This is a genomic window from Mycobacterium sp. SMC-13, from assembly GCF_045311035.1.
GTDB lineage: Bacteria > Actinomycetota > Actinomycetes > Mycobacteriales > Mycobacteriaceae > Mycobacterium.
Genome location: NZ_JBJIAI010000013.1, coordinates 76,817 through 95,892 on the forward strand (window position 1 = coordinate 76,817; position 19,076 = coordinate 95,892).

The window sequence follows — 19,076 nt, forward strand, 5'->3', positions numbered from 1 at the left end:
TCCTTTCGTCGTGAAGAGCTTTAGCGTCCGGGGCCGTAGAGGCCGAATCGCAGGTCTGGGTCTCCAGGTGTCCAGCTGTTGCGGAACTGCGAGCGTTCGCCCATGTCCACCACGCGGCGCAGCAGGCTGTCGCTCAGCTGTAGCTGCGCCGGTTCCCATTTGGCCAGGGCTGCCACGATGTCTCCGGCCGAGGTGGACAGCGCCTCGGCCAGCGCCCAGGCGTCGGCGGCGGCCTTGGCGGTTCCGGCGGCCGCATGTGGCCGCGAGGCGCACGCGGCATCGCCGATCAACGCCGCCCGGCCGAGTGCCATCCGCGAGGACCGCACGTCCGACAGCACCTGCAGGTAGGGCTGCGGCGTCTTGACGACCACTTCGGCCACTGCGGGCGCGAGTTGCGCCGCTGCCGCCGTGCGCAGTTCGTCGACGAAGCGGTCCTGCACCTGGCCTGGGTGGACCGATACCGATCCGCTGAATCCTCTTTTGTCGATGAGCAATTCGCTGAGTTCTGGGCCCGCCGGCACATTGCGGTACCAGACGTAGTTCATCAACCGGTCGGCCTCGTCGAGGCTCTGTTCACCCGGAATCGGGTACATCGTGATGTGCGAATTCGGGATCACGGTGTAGGTGATGGCGTCGCCGAGTACCTCACGAGTGGAGGCTGTCAGCTCGGACAGGGGGACGGTTCCGCGCCAGCCCACGTAGCCGGAGTAGGTGAGTGCGGCACCGGGATCGAAATGCTCGCGAGCCGGTGAGGTGATGCCGTCGGCGAAGACGACGAGGTCGGCATTGGCAGTCTTGCCGCTGACGAACCGCACCGTGGCGGTGTGCTCGTCCTGACTGAAACCACAGGCGAATTCGCCGTAGTGGTAGTGCTCGGTACCGAAGTCGGCGAGCAGTGCCCGGTAAAAGGTGCCCCACGAGGTGTAGGTCCAGCGGGCGGGCTCCCGGTGCACGGTGGCGCCGTTGGGGTCGAGGTATTGCACGTAGGAGGTGGCGGTGTGCAGATCGGCCATGTGCTGCCGGCTGCGTTCGGTGAACCAGCGCACGGTGTCCGGCTGCAGGACGATGCCGCTGCCCCGCCCGTCGAGGGGAGTGGGGGTGCGTTCGAAGACGTCGACATGGAATCCCAAGTCGCGCAGCAACAGTGCGGTGGTGAGGCCACCGATGGATCCGCCGACGACGATCGCCGAAGCAGTGGAGTATTCGGTCATGATGCGCTCTTTTCGCTGAGCCGGGTGGTGTGGGTGGTGGGGTGGTCGACGGGCATGGGTTCCCCGCGGGTTTCGCGGGCGAAGGCCAGGCCGATGACGGCGATCAGGCCTACCGCCGACACCGAGGCGGTGGCGACGCCGAGGTTGCCGTCGAACCACGACGAGGCGATCACCCCGGCCGTGAGAGGCCCGAGCGCGGTGACGTAACGGCCGACGCTGTTGCACACGGCCAGCGCGGTGGCACGCACACTGGGCGGGAAGAGTTCCGGACCATAGATGAAGGTGCCCGACAGGGCGCCGAACAAGCCGAAGCCCAGCAGCGGCATCGCGATGAGCAGCTCGGTGTGACTGCGGTCGAACGGAAACGTCCACGCGATGGTGGCGGCCGAGACCGTGAAGCTGATCGCGAAGGCGTTCCGGCGTCCGATCGCGTCGGCGACGAAACCCCATGCGGCGTAGCCGATTATGCCGCCGGCGTTGAACAGCATCGCGGCCACCGCGACCCGGTGATCGGCCACGCCGGAAGGGAGGCCTTCGGCCTTGGTCGCCTGCCGGATGATCTGCGGGTACCACGTCGACACGCTCCAGAACGCGATCAGCGCTCCGGTGGCCAGTGCGGTGCAGACCAGCATGGGGTGCAGCAGTGGCGGGCTGAACAGGCGTCGCAGCACGAATCGATCGTGGACGTGATTGTGGCCCAGTGCTTTCCGCTCCCGACGTGCTTGCAAGTGGGCGCCGATCTCGGGTGGCTCGGGTACGTAGCGGCGGATGAACCACACCACCAGGGCCGGGATGCCGGCGAGCAGCATCATGGCGCGCCAGCCGTGGTCACCCAGCAGTGCATAGGCGGCGGCCGCCATGAAGAAGCCACCGGCGTATCCGGCCATCATCACGCCGCCGGCGCGGGCCCGGAATCGGTTGCGCCAGGTCTCGGCGATCAGAGCGGCACCCACCGGTGCCTCGACACCTGATCCGAGGCCTGCGATGAATCGCAGGACGCCCAGCTGCCACCACGTGTCGGCGAAGAAGGCGAGCGCGCTGAACGCCGCGTAGGTGAGGATGCCCGCCGACAACACCCGGGTACGGCCGAAATAGTCGGCGAGTATGCCGAAAAGTATTCCGCCGGTCGCCCATCCGATGAGGAAGAGCGCGACGGTCAGGCCGCCGTAGAACCCGATGGCCGCGGCATCGGTATCGATGCCGCTGTTCGGGAGCAGCTCGTTCATGGCGGGGCCGAGGACGAGGACATAGAGGCTACCGGCGAAGCCATCCAGGCCCCAGCCCAGCGTGGTGCCCGCCAGGACCAGCCATTGCGTTCGGGTGATGTCGTGATGCCAGCGTGCTGCGGACATGGGTGTGCCTTTCGGGCCGTCGGAAGTGGGTCAGTTGAGGCGGCGCTGGGGCTGCCCGCCGTACCAGTCGACGGGCTCGGCAGCGGTGCGCACCACGATCGTCTTGACCCAGGAGAAGTCGTCGAACGACTCTGTGCCGGCGTCTTTTCCGGAACCGGATTCCTTGATGCCGCCCCAGGGGAGGGACGGTTCCAGGCGGTGGTGGTCGTTGACCCAGACCATGCCCGCGTTGATGCGCGCCGCCACGCGGTGGGCGCGGCTCACATCGGTGGTCCACACTCCGGCACCGAGGCCGTACGGGTTGTCGTTGGCCATCTGCACGCCGTCGTGCTCGCCGTCGAACGGGATGACCACGGCGACCGGCCCGAAGATTTCTTCCCGGGCGACCGTCATGTCCATGGTGGCGTCGGACAACACGGTGGGTTCGAGGTAGAAGCCGCCGTCGAAAGGGCTTGGCAGGGAGGGTATTTGGCCACCGGCGGCGAGGGTCGCGCCCTGGTCGAGGCCGGTCCGGATCAGCGCCGTGACCTTGTCGCGCTGCCGGTCGCTGATGAGCGGTCCCATCTGGGTGTCCGGCAGGGCGGGGTCTCCGACGCGAATGGCCCGGGCGCGCGCAGTGAGGGCGGCGACGAACTCGTCGTAGATGCCCCGTTGCACCAGGAATCGCGACCCTGCGACACACGACTGGCCGGCCGCGACGAACGCGCTGAAGGCTGCACCCTCGGCGGCGATCTGCGGGTCGACGTCGTCGAACAGCAGCACCGGCGTCTTGCCGCCCAGCTCGGCGGTGATTCGCGCGAAGCGTGACGCCGTCGCGACGGCTGCTGATCGCCCGGCCTCGGTGCCGCCGGTGAGAGTGATCTTGGCGATGTCGGGATGGCCGGTGAGACGCTCGCCCGCCTCGCGCGCGCCCGTGATCACATTGAGCACGCCGTCGGGTAGCCCGGCGTCGGTGACGATCTCGGCGAGGGCCAGCGTCGTCAGCGGTGTCAGCTCAGATGGCTTGACCACCACGGTGTTTCCATTGGCGAGGGCGGCCGACAGGCTCCGCGCCAGAATGAGCATCGGATGGTTGAACGGCGTGATGATGCCGCACACGCCGAGCGGTAGCCGCTGCTGATAGGTGAGGTAGGGCCCGTCGCCCGGCAGCACGGCTTGGCGTTGCGCGGCCAGCAGCCCGGCGTTGTACCGGAACCATTCCGGCACGCGAGACAGCTGGGCCCGGGTTTCGGTGATCGGCCGCCCGTTGTTCTGGGCCTCGAGGGTGTAGAGCTTCTCGGCGGCGGATTCGATGACGTCGGCGATGCGCAGCAGCAGCTTGGCGCGCTCGCTCCGGACCATGGTCGGCCACGGCCCGTCCTCGAATGCCGCGCGGGCCTTGGCCACCGCGGCATCGACCTCACGCGCCCCCTGCTCCGGGACGGTGGCGATCACTGCGCCGGTGGCGGGGCTGAGGATGTGGCGGACAGGGGTGAGGGGCGCATCCGTGACCACGGTGGGGGCCGGTGAGACTTGGGTCATGCCAATGAGTCTCATCACAACGCCAACTGCGTTCAATGTCGTGCAAGACATATTATTCGGCTGAATATGTGTGTGGCTACATCTCCTCGTGATGCACACTGATCGGATGACGACGTCGACGGGCCGCGAACGGCCGGGGGCGGAACTGGTCACGTGGCTGGCAGCGTTGCGCACCCTCAGTGCCCTTGCCGGTGCTGAGACCGATCTGGCCGAGGTGCTCTGCCTGGTCGCCGATACCGCGCGGACGCTGCTGGGCTTCGACTTCTGCGGCGTGCTCATCCCCGACGACGCCGGCGAGCAACTGCTCGTGCGGGGCTGGAGCGGATTGTCGGATGAGTACGTCGGACGGGTGAACTCCGACCGCCCCATCCGGCTGGACAGCACCTCGCCGTCGAGTCGCGCTTTTCACAGTGGAGAACCGGTGGCTATCCGCGACGTGCGGATTGAACCCCGATTCGCCCTCTGGGCCGGTGTGGCACAAGAGCAGGGCTATCGGGCGATCGTCGCCGTACCGCTCATTGCCGGCACCGAGGTGCTGGGAACACTCAACGGCTACTACGCCTCGGTGCACACCTTCACCCGCTACGAGATCGAGCGGCTGACCTTGCTCGCCAACCATGCCGCCATCGCGGTGACTTCGGCGCGCCGGCTCGATGAATTGCGCACTCTGACCAAATCGCTACGGGAGCAACGCGATGCGCTCGCGCGTTCGGAACAGATCCACGAACGGTTGCTCGCAGTGACCTTGCGGTCGGGAGGCGTCAGCGGGATTGCCGCGGCGTTGAGCGACCTGATCGGCCGGCCCGTGCTCATCGACGACGCCCGCCAGACCGAGCTCGCGCGCTCAGCCGACGGCATCGATTACCCGGCCGTCGCAGTCCGGACCGCGACGACGGATGCCGAGTCCGCAGCAGACTCGTCGACGGTCGGCGAGGCCGTCGACGATCAGGGTGCTTCGACTGGCTGGCTCGTCGCACGGGTGCGTCTGGGCAGCGAGGTCGCAGCCCGCATCTGGTTCCCCGGAGTCCCGGATTCACTTGACCCCCTACAAATTCGGGCGGTAGAGCACGCCTCCATCGTCATCTCGGTGGAGTTGCTGCGGATGCAGACCGCCGCCGAGGTCGAACGACGGGTGCGTGGCGAACTGCTGACCGATGTGCTGACCGGCAGCGGTCAGCCGTCGGACCAGATTCGGGAACGTGCGCGACGCTTGGGCCACGATCTGTCCGTCGCCCACGTCGCCGTCGTCGCCACCCTCGCCGGCCCCAGCGAGTCGGCCACCCGCCGGGCGTGGCAACGTGCGCTCTCCGCTGTCACCGAGCTGGCATCGGGGCGTCAGCCGCGCCCGCTGGTCGCGATGCATGGCGGAACGCTGGTCGCTCTCTGGCCACGTGAGGGCGACGAGTCCCCGGGTGCCATCATTCAGCGGGAGTTGTCCAGGATCGCGCCGAACATTTCCGCGACAGTCGCGGTGTCGCCCGTTTACGGATCCGATTACGGCGACGCCTACCGGGTCGCCAGGAGTGCGCTCGAGATCTCCGTGCGTTCGGGTCGCACCGGTTCCGTTGTGAGCCTTGACGATCTCGGCATCGTCGGATTGCTCCTGCAGCTCGACGACCCGGCCAAGCTGACAGCTTTCGCCAACCGGACGCTGGCGCCGATCGTCGACTACGACGCCAAACACCGCACCGACCTCGTTGCCACGCTGCGAACCCACTTCGCCTGCAAACTGGACCGCACCGCGACCGCAGAAAAACTGTTGATTCATCCCAATACGGTTGCCCAGCGCCTACGGCGCATCGAGTCGCTGTGTGCAGTGGACCTGGCCGATCCAACCGTCAGCGTGCAGTTCTCATCCGCGCTCATCGTGTATGACATTGCGGAACAAGGCCTCGGCAGATAGATCGTGACTGCGCAGGCGGGTGCGGGGACGCCCCTCAGAAGATCGGTCCCGTGAACCGGTCTGGGGCGATTAGGCTGAGTCGTGTTGAGGTCCCGCGACCCCGCGGGTCCAGACACTTTGGGGGAGAGATGTCGATGAAGATCCGTCTGACTGCCGGCGTGGTTGCCGCAGTCTCCGCGTTGTCCGTCGCCGCCGCTGGACCTGCGTCGGCGTGGCCGCTGCCGTTCACGCCGGAACAGCAGCGGTTCATCAACCAGGCCCGCAACGCGGGCTTCCCGGGCGATGACGACGCGATCATGCAGGCCGGGCTGCAGGCGTGTCAGATGGCGTTCAGTGGCCAGTCGCGGCCCGACGTCGTCGGCGCGCTGGCCGGGCAGTACGGCGCCGATGCGGGTCCCACCGGCGCGCTGGCGAAAGCTGCGCACGGCATCTTGTGCACGTCTGCCCCGAACTGACCAGCCCATGACGCAACCGCCACCGCAGCAAGGCCCATGGGACCCGACGCCGCACGGACCGCCGGGAAACCCACCGGGCCAACCGATCCCGCCCGCGCCGGGGCAGCAGGCGTGGCAACCCCAGCCGGGTTGGCCGGCGCCGAATCCGCAACCCTGGGCCGGCCAGCCGCAGGCCAACTACGGTGCCCCGAACCCGTTCCCTGGATATGCGCCGCCGCCGCGCAAGTCAGGCATCAAGCCGTGGATGTGGATCGTGGGCGCGGTGGTGGTGCTGGTCGTACTCGGCGGCATCGGCAACATGGCCCGCAAGGGACTACAGACCACGACGGTCTTCGGTTCCCACCTCAAATCGGGGCAGTGCGTCACGACCTCGGACTACGAGAAGTTCAATTTCACCTCGACCAGCTGCGAATCCTCCGACGCCGTCTACGAATTGGCGGGCGAGACCTCGAAGGGACTGTGCCCGGACGGCAAGGCGCCGTCGGAGGGCCCGTACTTCTACGCCACCAGCAATCAGGACGATCCCAAGGCTGCGAGCCTGTGCTTCGCCCTGAACCTGCATGAGGGTGACTGCTACGCGCTGGATCTCACCGGCAAGAGCGTCAGGAACATCGAATGCGCACAGGCTCCGGCGATCGCCAACTCGCACACGGGGGTGTTCAAGGTGGCCCAGCGCGTCGATGACAGCACCGATGAATCGGCCTGCGCCACTGCGGCGAAGGCGATGGTCTTCACGTCCCCGAAGCGGGTGTACTGCTTGAGCAAGCTTGTCGAGTGACGTCGGACGGCGTCACCGCGTACTGGCCTTGTGCAGTGCCCGCAGGACGCTGTGCTTCCCGAGGTCGATCTTGAACTGGTTCTGGCCCAGCGCAGCAGCGTCGCGCAGCGCGATCTCTGCGGCATCTCGAAAAGCCTTGTCGTCGGGGGCATTACCGATCAACGCGGATTCGGCTGCGGGTACGCGCCACGGTTTGGCGGCGACGCCGCCGAGTGAGATGGCCGCTGAAGTGACGATACCGTCGTCGAGTGTCAGTCCAACTGCAACGGACACCAGGGCGAAGGCGTAGCTGTGCCGGTCACGGACCTTGAGATACCAACTGCGACGGGCGTATTCCGACGGCGGCAGGTGGATACCGACGATCAGTTCGCCGGGTAGCAGGGTGTTGTCGCGGTCGGGTTCGTCCCCGGGAAGCCGGAAGAAATCGGACAGCGAGATGCTGCGCGAACCGGTGGTCGCCCGGACGTGCACCACGGCATCGAGCATCGACAGCGCCACCGCCATGTCGGACGGGTGCACCGCAACGCAGGACTGACTGGTCCCGAACAGTGCGTGCTCACGGTTGAAACCCTGCAGCGCACCGCAGCCGGAACCGGGACGGCGTTTGTTGCACGCCGGGAACTCGGCGTCCATGAAGTACGGACAACGAGTCCGTTGCAGCAGGTTGCCGCCGGCGGTGGCCATGTTCCGGAGCTGGGTTGTCGCTCCGGACAAGATCGCCTGCGACAGCACGGGATACTGTGTCCGGACCAGATCGTGGTTGGCGATCGCGCTGTTGGTGACGCCGGACCCGATCATGATGCCGCCGTCATCGGTTGCAGTGATCTGATCCAGGCCGAGCCGGCTGACGTCGACCACAGCCGTCGGCGCCGCGACGCCGAGCTTCATCAGGTCGAGCAGGTTTGTGCCGCCCGCGTAGTAGGTGGCACCGGTGCGGGACGCAAGATCGAGGGCGTCATCGACATCGCGCGCGCGGTGGAAGTCGAAGGTCTTCATGGGCGGTGCTCGGGCAGACAGGACGCGATCGCGTCGACGATGTTCGGGTAGGCGCCGCAACGGCAGATGTTGCCTGCCATGCGCTCGCGGATTTCACTGGTGGACAAGGTCTCCGGTCCATTCGCGACGTCGGTGAACGGACCGTCGAAAGTTGCGGCAGACAGATCCCCGCGCGCGTGTTCTGCGAGCATCGCTCGTGCCGAACAGATCTGGCCGGGCGTGCAGTAACCGCATTGGAATCCGTCGTGTTCGATGAACGCTTCTTGCAACGGGTGCAGCCGGCCGTCTTGGGCGATGCCTTCGATGGTCACGACGGTGGCGCCCTCGATCGTCACGGCCAGGGTGAGGCAGCTCAGGACGCGCGCACCATCGACCGAAACCGTGCAGGCGCCGCACAGTCCGTGGTCGCAGCCTTTCTTCGTACCGGTGAGTTGCAGGCGTTCACGCAGCAGGTCCAGCAGCGTGGTGCGGACGTCGGCCACCACCGTGACGGCGGTGCCGTTGATGATCAGCTCGATGGTGTGGTCACTCATATGGATTGCCTCTGGGACGCTGCGCCGAACGCGGGCAACAGATTCTCGATGGTGATCGGCAGGTCGCGTACCCGGCGACCGGTGGCGTGGAAGACGGCATTGGCGATCGCCGCGGCCACGCCGCACACTCCGATTTCGCCGATGCCGCGGGCGCCGAATGCGTTCAGGTGGTCGTCGGCGCTGTCGATGAAGGCGATGTCGAACCTCGGGATGTCGGCGTGAGTGGGCACGTAGTACTCGCCGAGGGCGTGGCCAGTACCGGGGTCGTAGGGCACCTGCTCCAGTAGCGCCATGCCGAGACCGAAGGTGATGCCGCCGATGATCTGGCTGCGCGCCAGCTTCGGGTTGATGACGCGTCCGCAGTCCATGACCGCGACCCACCGGGTGACGGTGGCTCGCCCGATGCTCTCATCTACTTCCACCTCGCAGAAGTGGGCGCCGAACGATTGCGACACGGGGCCGCCTTCCGGCGCCCCGTCGCTGGTGCTGGTGAAGGTGAGTCGCTCGTGAAATGCATTGTCGGATGCCGCAAGCAGTGGGATGACCGCGGTGACCGGGAGCTCCGGATCGGTGCTGATGACCTCGCCGTCGCGGATATCCAGCGTGTGCGGGTCGCATCCGGCGTATGGCGCATGCTCGTCGGCGACGAGAAGTTCGAGCAGCCGGCGTTTCCATTCCCGACCGGCCTCGTAGACCGCCGAGCCGACGGCCGCGGTGGTTTGTGATGCTCCGCTGTACGGGGCGCTCGGGAAGGCGGAATCACCCGAGAAGAAGGCCACCTGCGGCAGTAGCAATCCCGCGGAATCCGCGGCGATCTGCGTCATGACGGTCCGCACGCCGGTCCCGACTTCGTGTGTGGCTGAGGAGAATTCGACAATTCCGTCGCGCGTGGTCCGCACCCGACAGCCGGCGGGCATGCGACGCCCCGGATAAGTCGCGGTCGCCATGCCCCAGCCGACGAGCACATCGTCGCGGCGCTGCGACCGGGGTTCGGACGGCCGGTGCGACCAACCGAAACGATCGGCTCCCTCCCGGTAACACCGCAGCAGATTCTCGTCGGACCACGGGCGTCCGGTGGCTTGATCGTCCCCGGCATAGTTGGTGATGCGCAGCTGCAGCGGGTTGACGTCGAGCTCGTGGGCCAGCTCGTCCATGGCGACCTCCAGAGCGAACAGTCCAGGTGCTTCGCCAGGTCCGCGCATGAAACATGGAGTGGGGGAATGTACCCGAGCGACCGTGTGCGAGACGACCATTCGGGGTGATCGGTAGAGGAACCGTGTGCTGATGCCGGCCGGTTCGCAGAAGTGCGCGATTGTCGACGTCTCGGTGAGCGTGTGGTGCTCGATGCTGGTCAGTCGGGTGTGAGCATCGCCGACCAGCCGCACCTGCTGCTCGGTTGGCGGACGGTGTCCGGTCGAGGTGAACATCTGGGCGCGGCTGAGGACCATCTTGACCGGTTGTCCGGTCACTCGCGCAGCCAACGCGCACAGCACGACATGCATCCACAAGAAACTCTTGGAACCGAACGCTCCACCGACCAGCGGGGCGATGATCCGCACGTTGTCGACCGGGATGCCCAAATATGCTGCGAGAGCGAGCCGTTCACCGGCGATCCACCGCGTCGTGTCGTGCACGGTCAGCAGATCACCGTCCCAGCTCGCGATCGTGGCGGCCAGCTCGATGGCGTAGTGGGCATTCTCGGGCGTCGTGTAGCGCGAAGCGATCTTGATGCCGTCGGCCGGCTCATCGGCCGGGCCACGGTGGTCCTGGAGCTTCTCGTCCTCGAGTTTGACGAAATGATCGGGTCGGTAGGTGCCGCTGCGCACGACCCCGTCATCGCTGGTCGGCAAGTCCCGTGCCGCGAGCACATCGCGCGCCGTCAGGAGCGCGGGCTGTTCCTCGTAGCTCACGTCTATCAACGCCGCGGCGAACTGCGCGTTCTCCAGGGTATCGGCGACCACCAGAGCCACGTGCTGGCCTCTGTGTTGGACCGTCAGATCCGACAGCGGTGGCCGTCGCTCCAGCGGCAGATCCCACGTCAGGTCGACTGGAAGATGCTGCAGAGTAGGGCAATTCAAGGGCGTGAGGACGCAGGTCACTCCCGGGGCGGATTGGGCGCGCGTCGCGGCGGCCGCCAAAGAGTCGGCGATGATGCGACCGTGCGACACGGTGGACTGCACCAGCACCGCGTACTGCACGCCGGGCACTGCGGTATCGGCCGTGTAGCGCGCGCCGCCGGTCACCTTGTCGCGTCCCTCGACCCGGCTCACCGGCCGGCCGATTGCTCCATCGCCTGTCACTCTCACCCTGCCTTTGCGCGTCGTCGCGCGCTCGCTGTCACTTGAGGCGGTAAGAGCATCGCACCGTCCGCCTCCTGTGTCATCAGATGGCCGGCACCTGAGGCTCGACCTACGCGTCGACCTGGCGATGAGGCCGGAGGCCGGGCGCGTTGCGACATCGTCTGAGTAACATGCCTCACCGAGTACCACCATGAGCACCACGACCCTTGGCATAGTCCTGGCGGCAGGCAGCGGGCAGCGCTACGGAAAGCCGAAAGTGACCGCTGCCGATGGTCATTGGCTCGATGACCTGTTGCAGAACCTCTCTGGTGACACCGGCGCCGGCCCATTCCTGACGGCACATCCCGATCTGCTCCGGGTCGAATGCCCCGATCTGGCGAGCGGGGAGGACATCGATGAAGAATAAAGCTGTGCTGCAATGGATTGCGCGGCGATACCAGCACGGTGAGCCGGTTCTCGCGGTCACGGTCCTCGACACCTACGACCGATCTCCGTACCCACTCGGGTCGATGATGGCCTTCGACCGGAACGCGGCGATGGCCGGCAGCGTGTCATCGGGCTGCGTCGAGGCGGACCTGTTCGAGCGGGCCCAGCGAATCTTCGCAGAACCTGCCGGTTTTGTGGAGGGAATCGGTTGCCGGACCGTCGAATACGAAGCAGACCGGCTGAGCGGTGACCCGTTTGCGCCGCGCGGGCCCTGCGGTGGCACGGTGCGGGTGGCCATGCATCCGGTGACACCGCGGCACTTTCCGGAACTGCCGGCCCTGCTCTCGGCACTGGAAGCCGGTCAGCCGGCAGCCACGTTCTTGAACTTGCAAACCGGGCACATTTCGTTGGCCCAGGCCGGTGATGCGCCCGAGTTCTGCACGCGTTACGAAGCACCGCCCCGCATGGTGATTTTCGGCACCAGCGAGATCGCCGTCGAGCTCGCGGCGCTGGGCGCCCGTATGGGATTCGCGGTGGTGGTTTGTGATCCACGGTCGGCATTCCTGCGTCCCGACCGGTTCTCGGGCCCGCTGGAACTCGTCATTGATCGGCCCGATCGCTATCTGCGGCGCGAACGGGAAGCGGGGCGCATCGCCGCGAAGACGGCAATCGTCGATCTGACCCATGATGATCGCTTCACCGTGCCGCTGCTACTCGAGGCCCTTGATTCGCGGCGATGGACCGGCGGTCTGCAGCCGTCGTTCGTCGGCGCTCTCGGCTCGAGCGCTCGCTCGGCGAACACTCGACGTGAGCTGTCGGCGCGGGGACTTCTCGCCCATGACCTACACCGTCTGCAGGCGCCGATCGGGCTGGATCTCGGCGGTCGCGCCGGGCCCCACATCGCGTTGTCGATCCTGGCCCAAGTGGTCGCTGGTGCCGAAGGTGGCAGCGGGCTACCGAAGTCCGAACGCGCATTCCATTCGGTGTGATGCCGGGGCCGGCGACGGGCTGCGCACAGCAATCGGCCCAGCCGGAGGCAAACCCCGGCTGGGCCGATCTGTGAGTCAGCGGCGCTGCTCAGCTTCCTGTCGCTGCTCCGCGCTCTTGGCGCCCGCCCGCGCGGCGTCCGCCTCGGCTTCCTTCTTCGCGGCGTCGCGCTGCGCGTCGGCCTTGTCCTGCTGGGCCTGGCCCTCACGCACGACGTCGTCGCGGCCCGTCACGGTGCCGATGACTTCCTTGGCCTTACCCTTCACACCTTCCACGACGCCACGCACGGCTTCTTCGGGTCCGGTGTTCTGCTTCTCGCTCATGTCTGCCCTTCCGGTAGTCATGGATGGATTCCTCAGGAGCGGTATCGCTGTGCCGCGCCCTGGTTGCAGGATTTCCGATCTGCCTCGACTCGAAACACCGTGGTGTTGTGACCTGCCGGACATTGGCTGTTCGGTGTGAGGGGCGCTGGTGCTCAGGTGCCATCAAGCCGCGGGAACAGCACCTCGCGGGTGATCAGCTGCACGGCAGCTGCGACCGGAATGGCCACCAATGCCCCGACGATGCCGAGCAGAGCGCCGCCGATGAGAACCGCCACGACGGTGACCAACGCGGGCACCTTGACCGCGTGTCCGATGATGCGGGGGACAAGCAGATAGTCCTCGAGAGCTCTGAATACGATGAAAAAGACTGCGGTGGAAACACATACGGGTAGCGAGACCGTCAGGGCCACCGCCGCCACCACGACTCCGGCGATGGTGGAGCCGACGACCGGCACCAGATCGAACAGTCCGACGAAGATGCCGAGCAGTAGCGGATAGGGCACGTCGAACGCGCTCAGCCACACCGCGGTGGCGACTGCGGCGATCGCCGATATCGCCACGTTGCCCAGGACGTAGGCGCCGACCTTGGCGAAGACATCGTCGCCGATGAGAATCGCGCGCGGCCGACGGGTCTGGGGGACAAGGCGATACAGGGTGGCGCGGATGCGCGGGAAGTCGATCAGGAAGTACACGGTGAGCACGATGACGATGAGCACATCGGCCAGTGCGGCGAACACCGCCGAACTGGCAGTGACGATCTCGTTGAGTATCGACCCGCCCGAACCATTCATCGTGTCGGTGATCCGCTGCTGAATATGGAAGCGGTCGTTGAGTTTTCCGATCGTGGACGAGTGGCTCTGCGCTTGCTGAATGTAGTGCGGCGCCTGATGGATAAGCTGGGTGGCTTGCTGCGACAGCGGCGGAATCGCCGCTGCCACGAAGGCGGCCATCAGCGCGAGAAAGATGATGAAAACGGCTGTGGTGGCGAGCCAACGCGGCAGATGGTGGTTGACGAACCACGAGACGGCGGGTTCCAACCCCAGCGCCAGGAAGAACGCCACTCCGATCAGCACCAGCACCGACTGCGCGGCGACCAGCATGTGCACGGCGCCGTACGTCACGGCAACGCCTGCGGCCGCCGTCATCCCGACGAAGAAGGGTGAGTGCCGATCGAACCGCCGCCCCAATTCGCCATGGGGACGCGCATCGGTTTTCATCTCCGCGGCGACAGCTTCCGCCGCGGCGATCGGTTCCTCATCTGTGCCGTGCGGCTGCGCCACCATGTCGTGGTGCGCCGGCTGACCGGCCTCACCCGTCTTCTCTACCTGGTTCGCCTCGTCGGGTGGTTCGCGGTCACCGCACGGCCGGGCGCTCGTCACCACAGGGCCCGCGGTGCGCAGGAACGGTTACCGCGCCGGCTAGAACCACACCTTGCGTCCTGCGACCGGCCGCCCGACGGCGCCCAGGATCCACAGGACCGCACCGATCACGACCAGGATTGCACCGATGGTCTCCAGAATCGGTACTGCCAGGGCGTAGCCCAGGATTAGCAAGATAATGCCCAAGATGATCATGTGCTGCGCTCCTCGCTCGGGGTGTTGACGTCTTCGTCAACACCGGCGGCTTTCAGGTACCCACGCCGACACCCGGCCAAACCAACCGTGCATTCCGACCGTCGCGATGATTGGATGGCGCTGATGCGGGCTATTCCTCCCACCCCAGTACTGGCGCTCGAGGAGAGCACATGACAACGTCCGCCGACTCGGAGGACAACCGCCGCACCGAGGTATGGCCGGGCAAGGCGTACCCGCTCGGAGCGACGTATGACGGTGTCGGAACGAACTTCGCCGTCTTCAGTGAGGCCGCAGAGCGGGTCGAGCTCTGCCTGTTCGCCGACGACGGCACCGAAACGCGGGTGGTGCTGCCGGAAGTCGACGGCTTCATCTGGCATGGATTCCTCCCTGATGTCGTGCCCGGACAGCACTACGGCTATCGCGTCCACGGGCCGTACGATCCTGCGACGGGGCAGCGCTGCAACCCGAACAAGCTGTTGATCGATCCCTACGCCAAGGCGATCGACGGCGAATTCCGTTGGGACCAAAGTCTCTTCGGGTACAACTTCGGTGACGAAGACAGCCGCAATGACGATGATTCGGCCGCCCGCATGCCCAAGTCGGTGGTGATCAACCCGTACTTCGACTGGGGCAACGACCGGCCGCCGCAGCGCGCGTACGCCGATTCGGTGATCTACGAAACCCACGTGAAGGGGCTGACGCAGCTTCACCCCGACGTTCCCGAGCGTGATCGCGGCACCTACGCGGGCGTCGCGCATCCGGCGATCATCGACCATCTGAAGAGCTTCGGTGTCACGGCCGTCGAGTTGATGCCGGTGCACCACTTCGCCAACGACTCCGTGCTGATCGACAAAGGGCTGTCGAATTACTGGGGGTACAACACCATCGGGTTCTTCGCGCCGGACCCCAAATACACGTCAGGGGTGACGCCCGGGGGCCAGGTTCAAGAGTTCAAGGCCATGGTGCGCGACCTCCACCAGGCCGACATCGAGGTGATCCTCGATGTGGTCTACAACCACACCGCGGAAGGCAACCATCTGGGCCCGACGCTGTCCTTCCGGGGCATCGACAACGCCGCCTACTACCGGCTGGTCGATGGGGACCAGAAGTTCTACATGGACTACACCGGCACGGGCAACAGTCTCAATGCCGGTCACCCGCATGCGCTGCAGCTCATCATGGATTCTTTGCGGTACTGGGTGACCGAGATGCATGTCGACGGTTTCCGTTTCGATCTGGCGTCGACGCTGGCACGCGAGTTCTACGACGTGGACCGGCTCTCGACGTTCTTCGAGATGGTCCAGCAGGATCCGGTCATCAGCCAGGTCAAGCTGATCGCCGAGCCGTGGGATGTCGGGCCCGGCGGTTACCAGGTCGGGAACTTCCCTCCGCAGTGGACGGAATGGAACGGAAAGTACCGCGATGCCGTGCGTGACTTCTGGCGTGGTGAGGAATCCACGCTCGGAGAGTTCGCGTCACGGCTCACCGGATCGGCGGACCTCTACGAGCACACCTCGCGCCGGCCGGTCGCCTCGATCAATTTCGTGACCGCCCATGACGGATTCACGCTGCGGGACCTGGTGTCCTACAACGAGAAACACAACGAGGCCAACGGTGACAACAACTCCGACGGCGAATCGAACAACCGGTCCTGGAACTGCGGTGTGGAAGGTCCGACCGACGATCCCGACATCGAGGCGCTGCGTCGACGCCAGCAGCGCAATTTTCTGGCCACCACCTTGCTGAGCCAGGGCGTGCCCATGATTTCGCACGGCGACGAACTGGGGCGCACACAAGGGGGAAACAACAACGGCTACTGCCAGGACAACGAAATCACCTGGATCGATTGGGAATCCGCCGATACCGAGTTGACCGCGTTCCTCGGCGGCATCGCCGCAATCCGCACCGCGCACCCGGTTTTTCGGCGCCGACGCTTCTTCAACGGCCGGCCGGTGCGCGCCCGGGGCGCGCAGGACGTTCCGGACGTTGCCTTCTTCACGCCGAGCGGTTCGGAGATGACCGATGATGATTGGAACGCCGCCTTCGGCAAGTCCGTCGCGGTCTACCTCAACGGACACGGCATACCGGACCTGGATGAGCGCGGGCAGCGGGTCGTCGACGACTCGTTTGTGCTGTGCTTCAACGCTCACCACGACGCCATCGAATTCGCGCTGCCGCCAGCGCAATTCGGTTCGAGGTGGCAACTGATACTCGACACCGCCAGTGGTCTGGCCACCGTCGACGCCGAGACTGCGCCGCTGGAGGCGGAAGCCACCGTGACGGTGGAAAGCCGTGCCCTGACGGTGTTCCGTACTGTTGCCTGAAACAAGCACGCTGCCCGCGGTGACGCTCCACCATTTCGTCGCCCACTGCGGCTAGCGTTGGTCCCGGAATCAGCGAGTACTGGGAGGTCGGCGCTTTGTCGGGAGCCAATGACTCCGGAATCCCCGCAACTGCGGCGGGAGGCTCCGATGCCGTGCCCGGTGACGGTGTGCGCGATGGCCACCCGGCGCTGTCTCGAGAGTTCATCCTGGACACCGCGATCGAGTTCATCGACCAGCATGGGCTGGACAAGCTGACCATGCGCCGGTTGGGCGCGGCATGTGGTGTGGAGGCGATGGCCCTGTACCGGTATGTCCACGGCAGGGGAGACCTGCTGACCGGGGTGGTCGACCATGTCGTCGACCGCCTGTACGCCGAGCAGCTGGCGGCCCGCCGGCAGGAAGACGGCTGGCAGGACTATCTGATCCGCCTTGCTCACGGAGTGCGTCAGATCGCGCTGCAGCATCCCGAACTCTTTCCGCTGGTGGCGACACAGGCGCCGGAGGCGCCGTGGGTGCGCCCGCCGCTGCGCAGCATGCGCTGGATGGAAAGCTTCCTCGATACGTTGCTTTCCTATGGGTTCGATGACGTCGCGGCAGTGGCGGCATACCGGGCGTACACCACGTTCCTGGTGGGTCAGCTGCTGCTGGAGGTGTCCGCTCGCGGCGCCCAATTGAGCCCCGCCGAGGCGATCCTCGAAGAAGCCGACCGGCCGAGGGCCAAGCTGTCGGATTACCCGCAGCTGCAGCGGCTGCAACCCCTGCTGTCGGAAGACTATGGCGAAACGGAGTTCGAAGAAGCGCTCGAAGCGCTGTTGGACCGGCTCGAATCGAACTTGCCGCGGCGCTGAGCGGGCGTCTGACGGTGCCCGCTGCCGACACGGCTGTTTACAATGTAAACTGATCGTGGTTGGGGATGTGTGTCACGGCAGGAGACTGCCGGCGCCGCTGATGGAGCGCCGAACCCGCCGTGTACTCGCATTCCCGGCGCGGCCGGACGATGGATCGAACGTCATCTACGTATAGGTGGGGAAGGTGTGCACGTGACCGTGCCGCGCGACAGCAGGGCGATCGACATTCTGTTGATCGAGGACGATCCCGGTGACCAGTTGATCACCCGGGAAGCCTTCGCCGACAACAAGATCAAGAACGTTCTGCACATCGCCCACGACGGTGAGGAGGGCCTGGACTTCCTTTACCGGCGCGGTGCCTATGCCGATGCGCCGCGACCGGACCTGATCCTGCTCGATTTGAACCTGCCCAAATACGACGGCCGGCAGTTGCTCGAGAAGGTCAAGTCGGACGTCGAACTGTGCGACATCCCCATCGTCGTGCTCACCACATCGTCAGCGCAGGAAGACATCCTGCGCAGCTACAAACTGCATGCCAACGCGTATGTGACCAAACCGGTCGATCTCGAGCAGTTTCTGAGCGCGGTACGCCAGATCGACGAGTTCTTTGTCCAGGTGGTCCGGTTGCCGCGGGGCTGACAGCAGCCGGGTCTTCGGCTCGGGCAGACCGGCTACGTCTGCACGGCCAGGCACAGATCGCCGCCGGCGAACTCGGCGGTCGTCCGGAAGCTGAAACGGTCCATCCAATGCACGCCGGCGGCATCGTCGAGCAATGGCTTGCTGTCCTGCTCAGCGGCGCTCGCGGCCAGCTGCCGCTGCAGCTCCGTCGCGCTCACAGGGCTGACGTCATCGCCGTGGTGCGCCGGTCCGAACGGTGAGGCGGTGGAGTCGGCCCGGTGCTGGGCGCGGTACCGGACGACCGCGCTACGCAGCGTCGGATGCGCGGGTCGCGCCAGAGTCAGCACGTAATACGCGCCTGCCGCGACGGAATTGATGGCCAGTACCTCTTCGCCCATGCCCTCGAGCAGATCGATGAAGTCGGCCGCCTCGTGACCGCCGATCACGTCGCCGGCAATGCCGGTGGTCACCGCGATGCCCACGGCCGCCCGGCCGTCGCGGTCGGCGGGAATGAAGCGGAACGCTCGTCCGCCCACCGACGGCAGGCTGTCGCCCGCGGGGCACTGGACCGCGCGGGCCGGCTGCTCGGTGTCGAACAACCAGCGCAGGCCCACCAGCAACACCGGCAGGTGCACAGTCACGCCGGATGCGGCGGCTTCGTCGGACAACGGCTGGACAATGCCGGCCGCCTCGTCCGCACTTCGTGGCGCCGCCATCAGTTCGAGTGTCATCCCTGAATCCTTCGAGTCGGGCAACGCGCGAGTGCGTCAGCTGACTTCACAGTTACCCCCTGCATTCGAATGGCAAACACTCAGCGGACGCGGCGCGGGTGTACGCGTGTCCCTGACCTCGAGCTGACGAAAGGTCTTTCAATGCAAGGGCTTTCCGGGCGAATTCCGCGCACACCAGAGCGGCCCAGTCCAGCAT

The 19,076-nt window shown here is 66.1% G+C and carries 18 protein-coding genes; 8 read left to right on the forward strand and 10 right to left on the reverse strand.

Going from position 1 to position 19,076, the window contains the following annotated elements:
- Positions 1–20: 20 nt before the first annotated feature.
- Genes ACJH6I_RS19520 through ACJH6I_RS19530 form a run of 3 tightly spaced genes read right to left on the reverse strand, consistent with a single transcriptional unit; the run spans position 21 to position 4,084 of the window.
- A complete protein-coding gene (locus ACJH6I_RS19520) occupies positions 21–1,211 on the reverse strand; it encodes an FAD binding domain-containing protein (RefSeq protein WP_318986804.1) in 1,191 nt (396 codons plus the stop codon).
- Entirely contained in the window at positions 1,208–2,563 is a 1,356-nt protein-coding gene (locus tag ACJH6I_RS19525) for an MFS transporter (RefSeq protein ID WP_212806762.1), read from the reverse strand. Before ACJH6I_RS19525 ends, ACJH6I_RS19520 begins: the two co-directional genes overlap by 4 nt.
- A gap of 30 nt (positions 2,564–2,593) precedes the next feature.
- Positions 2,594–4,084 carry an aldehyde dehydrogenase gene (locus tag ACJH6I_RS19530; RefSeq protein WP_212806761.1) on the reverse strand — a complete coding sequence of 497 codons (1,491 nt, stop codon included), beginning with the start codon at positions 4,082–4,084 and terminating at the stop codon, positions 2,594–2,596.
- A gap of 106 nt (positions 4,085–4,190) precedes the next feature.
- On the opposite strand from ACJH6I_RS19530, the gene ACJH6I_RS19535 reads away from it, so the two are divergent.
- The 3 genes from ACJH6I_RS19535 (at position 4,191) to ACJH6I_RS19545 (ending at position 7,220) form a co-directional block, all read left to right on the forward strand.
- Positions 4,191–5,987: a GAF domain-containing protein gene (locus ACJH6I_RS19535; protein WP_318986805.1), complete on the forward strand. Its 1,797-nt coding sequence runs from the start codon at positions 4,191–4,193 to the stop codon at positions 5,985–5,987.
- A 134-nt stretch (positions 5,988–6,121) separates the two neighbouring features.
- A complete protein-coding gene (locus ACJH6I_RS19540) occupies positions 6,122–6,442 on the forward strand; it encodes a DUF732 domain-containing protein (protein ID WP_244872791.1) in 321 nt (106 codons plus the stop codon).
- 7 nt (positions 6,443–6,449) lie between these two features.
- Positions 6,450–7,220 carry a hypothetical protein gene (locus tag ACJH6I_RS19545; protein ID WP_318986806.1) on the forward strand — a complete coding sequence of 257 codons (771 nt, stop codon included), beginning with the start codon at positions 6,450–6,452 and terminating at the stop codon, positions 7,218–7,220.
- Positions 7,221–7,232: 12 nt separating this feature from the next.
- Here ACJH6I_RS19545 and ACJH6I_RS19550 read toward each other — a convergent pair whose 3' ends face one another.
- Genes ACJH6I_RS19550 through ACJH6I_RS19560 form a run of 3 tightly spaced genes read right to left on the reverse strand, consistent with a single transcriptional unit; the run spans position 7,233 to position 11,049 of the window.
- Complete coding sequence (locus ACJH6I_RS19550) at positions 7,233–8,216, reverse strand: xanthine dehydrogenase family protein subunit M (protein ID WP_212806757.1); 984 nt, start codon at positions 8,214–8,216, stop codon at positions 7,233–7,235.
- Positions 8,213–8,749 carry a (2Fe-2S)-binding protein gene (locus ACJH6I_RS19555; protein ID WP_244872792.1) on the reverse strand — a complete coding sequence of 179 codons (537 nt, stop codon included), beginning with the start codon at positions 8,747–8,749 and terminating at the stop codon, positions 8,213–8,215. Before ACJH6I_RS19555 ends, ACJH6I_RS19550 begins: the two co-directional genes overlap by 4 nt.
- Entirely contained in the window at positions 8,746–11,049 is a 2,304-nt protein-coding gene (locus ACJH6I_RS19560; RefSeq protein ID WP_318986807.1) for a xanthine dehydrogenase family protein molybdopterin-binding subunit, read from the reverse strand. The genes ACJH6I_RS19555 and ACJH6I_RS19560 overlap by 4 nt, the downstream gene beginning before the upstream one ends.
- A gap of 190 nt (positions 11,050–11,239) precedes the next feature.
- Between ACJH6I_RS19560 and ACJH6I_RS19565 the strand changes: the two genes are divergently transcribed.
- Positions 11,240–11,455 (forward strand): hypothetical protein, encoded by a 216-nt coding sequence (locus tag ACJH6I_RS19565; RefSeq protein WP_212806756.1) that lies wholly within the window; start codon positions 11,240–11,242, stop codon positions 11,453–11,455.
- Positions 11,445–12,464, forward strand: a complete 1,020-nt coding sequence (locus ACJH6I_RS19570) for an XdhC family protein (protein ID WP_318986808.1) — start codon at positions 11,445–11,447, stop codon at positions 12,462–12,464. Before ACJH6I_RS19565 ends, ACJH6I_RS19570 begins: the two co-directional genes overlap by 11 nt.
- 75 nt (positions 12,465–12,539) lie before the next feature.
- Here the strand turns inward: ACJH6I_RS19570 and ACJH6I_RS19575 are convergent, their stop codons facing one another.
- The 3 genes from ACJH6I_RS19575 to ACJH6I_RS19585 all read right to left on the reverse strand — a co-directional run bounded on the left by ACJH6I_RS19575 (position 12,540) and on the right by ACJH6I_RS19585 (position 14,359).
- Positions 12,540–12,785 carry a CsbD family protein gene (locus ACJH6I_RS19575; RefSeq protein WP_212814670.1) on the reverse strand — a complete coding sequence of 82 codons (246 nt, stop codon included), beginning with the start codon at positions 12,783–12,785 and terminating at the stop codon, positions 12,540–12,542.
- Positions 12,786–12,937: 152 nt separating this feature from the next.
- Positions 12,938–14,164, reverse strand: a complete 1,227-nt coding sequence (locus tag ACJH6I_RS19580; RefSeq protein ID WP_318986809.1) for an AI-2E family transporter — start codon at positions 14,162–14,164, stop codon at positions 12,938–12,940.
- 39 nt (positions 14,165–14,203) lie between these two features.
- Positions 14,204–14,359 (reverse strand): hypothetical protein, encoded by a 156-nt coding sequence (locus tag ACJH6I_RS19585; protein WP_212806754.1) that lies wholly within the window; start codon positions 14,357–14,359, stop codon positions 14,204–14,206.
- A 170-nt stretch (positions 14,360–14,529) separates the two neighbouring features.
- Here ACJH6I_RS19585 and glgX point away from each other — a divergent pair, with 170 nt between their 5' ends.
- The 3 genes from glgX to ACJH6I_RS19600 all read left to right on the forward strand — a co-directional run bounded on the left by glgX (position 14,530) and on the right by ACJH6I_RS19600 (position 18,170).
- The gene (gene glgX, locus ACJH6I_RS19590) at positions 14,530–16,683 is read left to right on the forward strand and encodes a glycogen debranching protein GlgX (protein ID WP_318986810.1); all 2,154 of its coding nucleotides are present in this window, start codon (positions 14,530–14,532) and stop codon (positions 16,681–16,683) included.
- Positions 16,684–16,835: 152 nt separating this feature from the next.
- Positions 16,836–17,531, forward strand: a complete 696-nt coding sequence (locus ACJH6I_RS19595; protein WP_318986811.1) for a TetR/AcrR family transcriptional regulator C-terminal domain-containing protein — start codon at positions 16,836–16,838, stop codon at positions 17,529–17,531.
- Positions 17,532–17,723: 192 nt separating this feature from the next.
- Entirely contained in the window at positions 17,724–18,170 is a 447-nt protein-coding gene (locus ACJH6I_RS19600) for a response regulator (RefSeq protein WP_318986812.1), read from the forward strand.
- Positions 18,171–18,202: 32 nt separating this feature from the next.
- Here the strand turns inward: ACJH6I_RS19600 and ACJH6I_RS19605 are convergent, their stop codons facing one another.
- The gene (locus tag ACJH6I_RS19605) at positions 18,203–18,880 is read right to left on the reverse strand and encodes a hypothetical protein (RefSeq protein WP_318986813.1); all 678 of its coding nucleotides are present in this window, start codon (positions 18,878–18,880) and stop codon (positions 18,203–18,205) included.
- Positions 18,881–19,076: the final 196 nt, after the last annotated feature.

Bases quoted from the DNA above. Each gene is read 5' to 3' on its own strand.
- ACJH6I_RS19520 (WP_318986804.1), bottom strand. From the start codon at position 1,211: ATGACCGAATACTCCACTGCTTCGGCGATCGTCGTCGGCGGATCCATC.
- ACJH6I_RS19525 (WP_212806762.1), bottom strand. From the start codon at position 2,563: ATGTCCGCAGCACGCTGGCATCACGACATCACCCGAACGCAATGGCTG.
- ACJH6I_RS19530 (WP_212806761.1), bottom strand. From the start codon at position 4,084: ATGACCCAAGTCTCACCGGCCCCCACCGTGGTCACGGATGCGCCCCTC.
- ACJH6I_RS19535 (WP_318986805.1), top strand. From the start codon at position 4,191: ATGACGACGTCGACGGGCCGCGAACGGCCGGGGGCGGAACTGGTCACG.
- ACJH6I_RS19540 (WP_244872791.1), top strand. From the start codon at position 6,122: ATGAAGATCCGTCTGACTGCCGGCGTGGTTGCCGCAGTCTCCGCGTTG.
- ACJH6I_RS19545 (WP_318986806.1), top strand. From the start codon at position 6,450: ATGACGCAACCGCCACCGCAGCAAGGCCCATGGGACCCGACGCCGCAC.
- ACJH6I_RS19550 (WP_212806757.1), bottom strand. From the start codon at position 8,216: ATGAAGACCTTCGACTTCCACCGCGCGCGCGATGTCGATGACGCCCTC.
- ACJH6I_RS19555 (WP_244872792.1), bottom strand. From the start codon at position 8,749: ATGAGTGACCACACCATCGAGCTGATCATCAACGGCACCGCCGTCACG.
- ACJH6I_RS19565 (WP_212806756.1), top strand. From the start codon at position 11,240: ATGAGCACCACGACCCTTGGCATAGTCCTGGCGGCAGGCAGCGGGCAG.
- ACJH6I_RS19570 (WP_318986808.1), top strand. From the start codon at position 11,445: ATGAAGAATAAAGCTGTGCTGCAATGGATTGCGCGGCGATACCAGCAC.
- ACJH6I_RS19575 (WP_212814670.1), bottom strand. From the start codon at position 12,785: ATGAGCGAGAAGCAGAACACCGGACCCGAAGAAGCCGTGCGTGGCGTC.
- ACJH6I_RS19585 (WP_212806754.1), bottom strand. From the start codon at position 14,359: ATGATCATCTTGGGCATTATCTTGCTAATCCTGGGCTACGCCCTGGCA.
- glgX (WP_318986810.1), top strand. From the start codon at position 14,530: ATGACAACGTCCGCCGACTCGGAGGACAACCGCCGCACCGAGGTATGG.
- ACJH6I_RS19605 (WP_318986813.1), bottom strand. From the start codon at position 18,880: ATGACACTCGAACTGATGGCGGCGCCACGAAGTGCGGACGAGGCGGCC.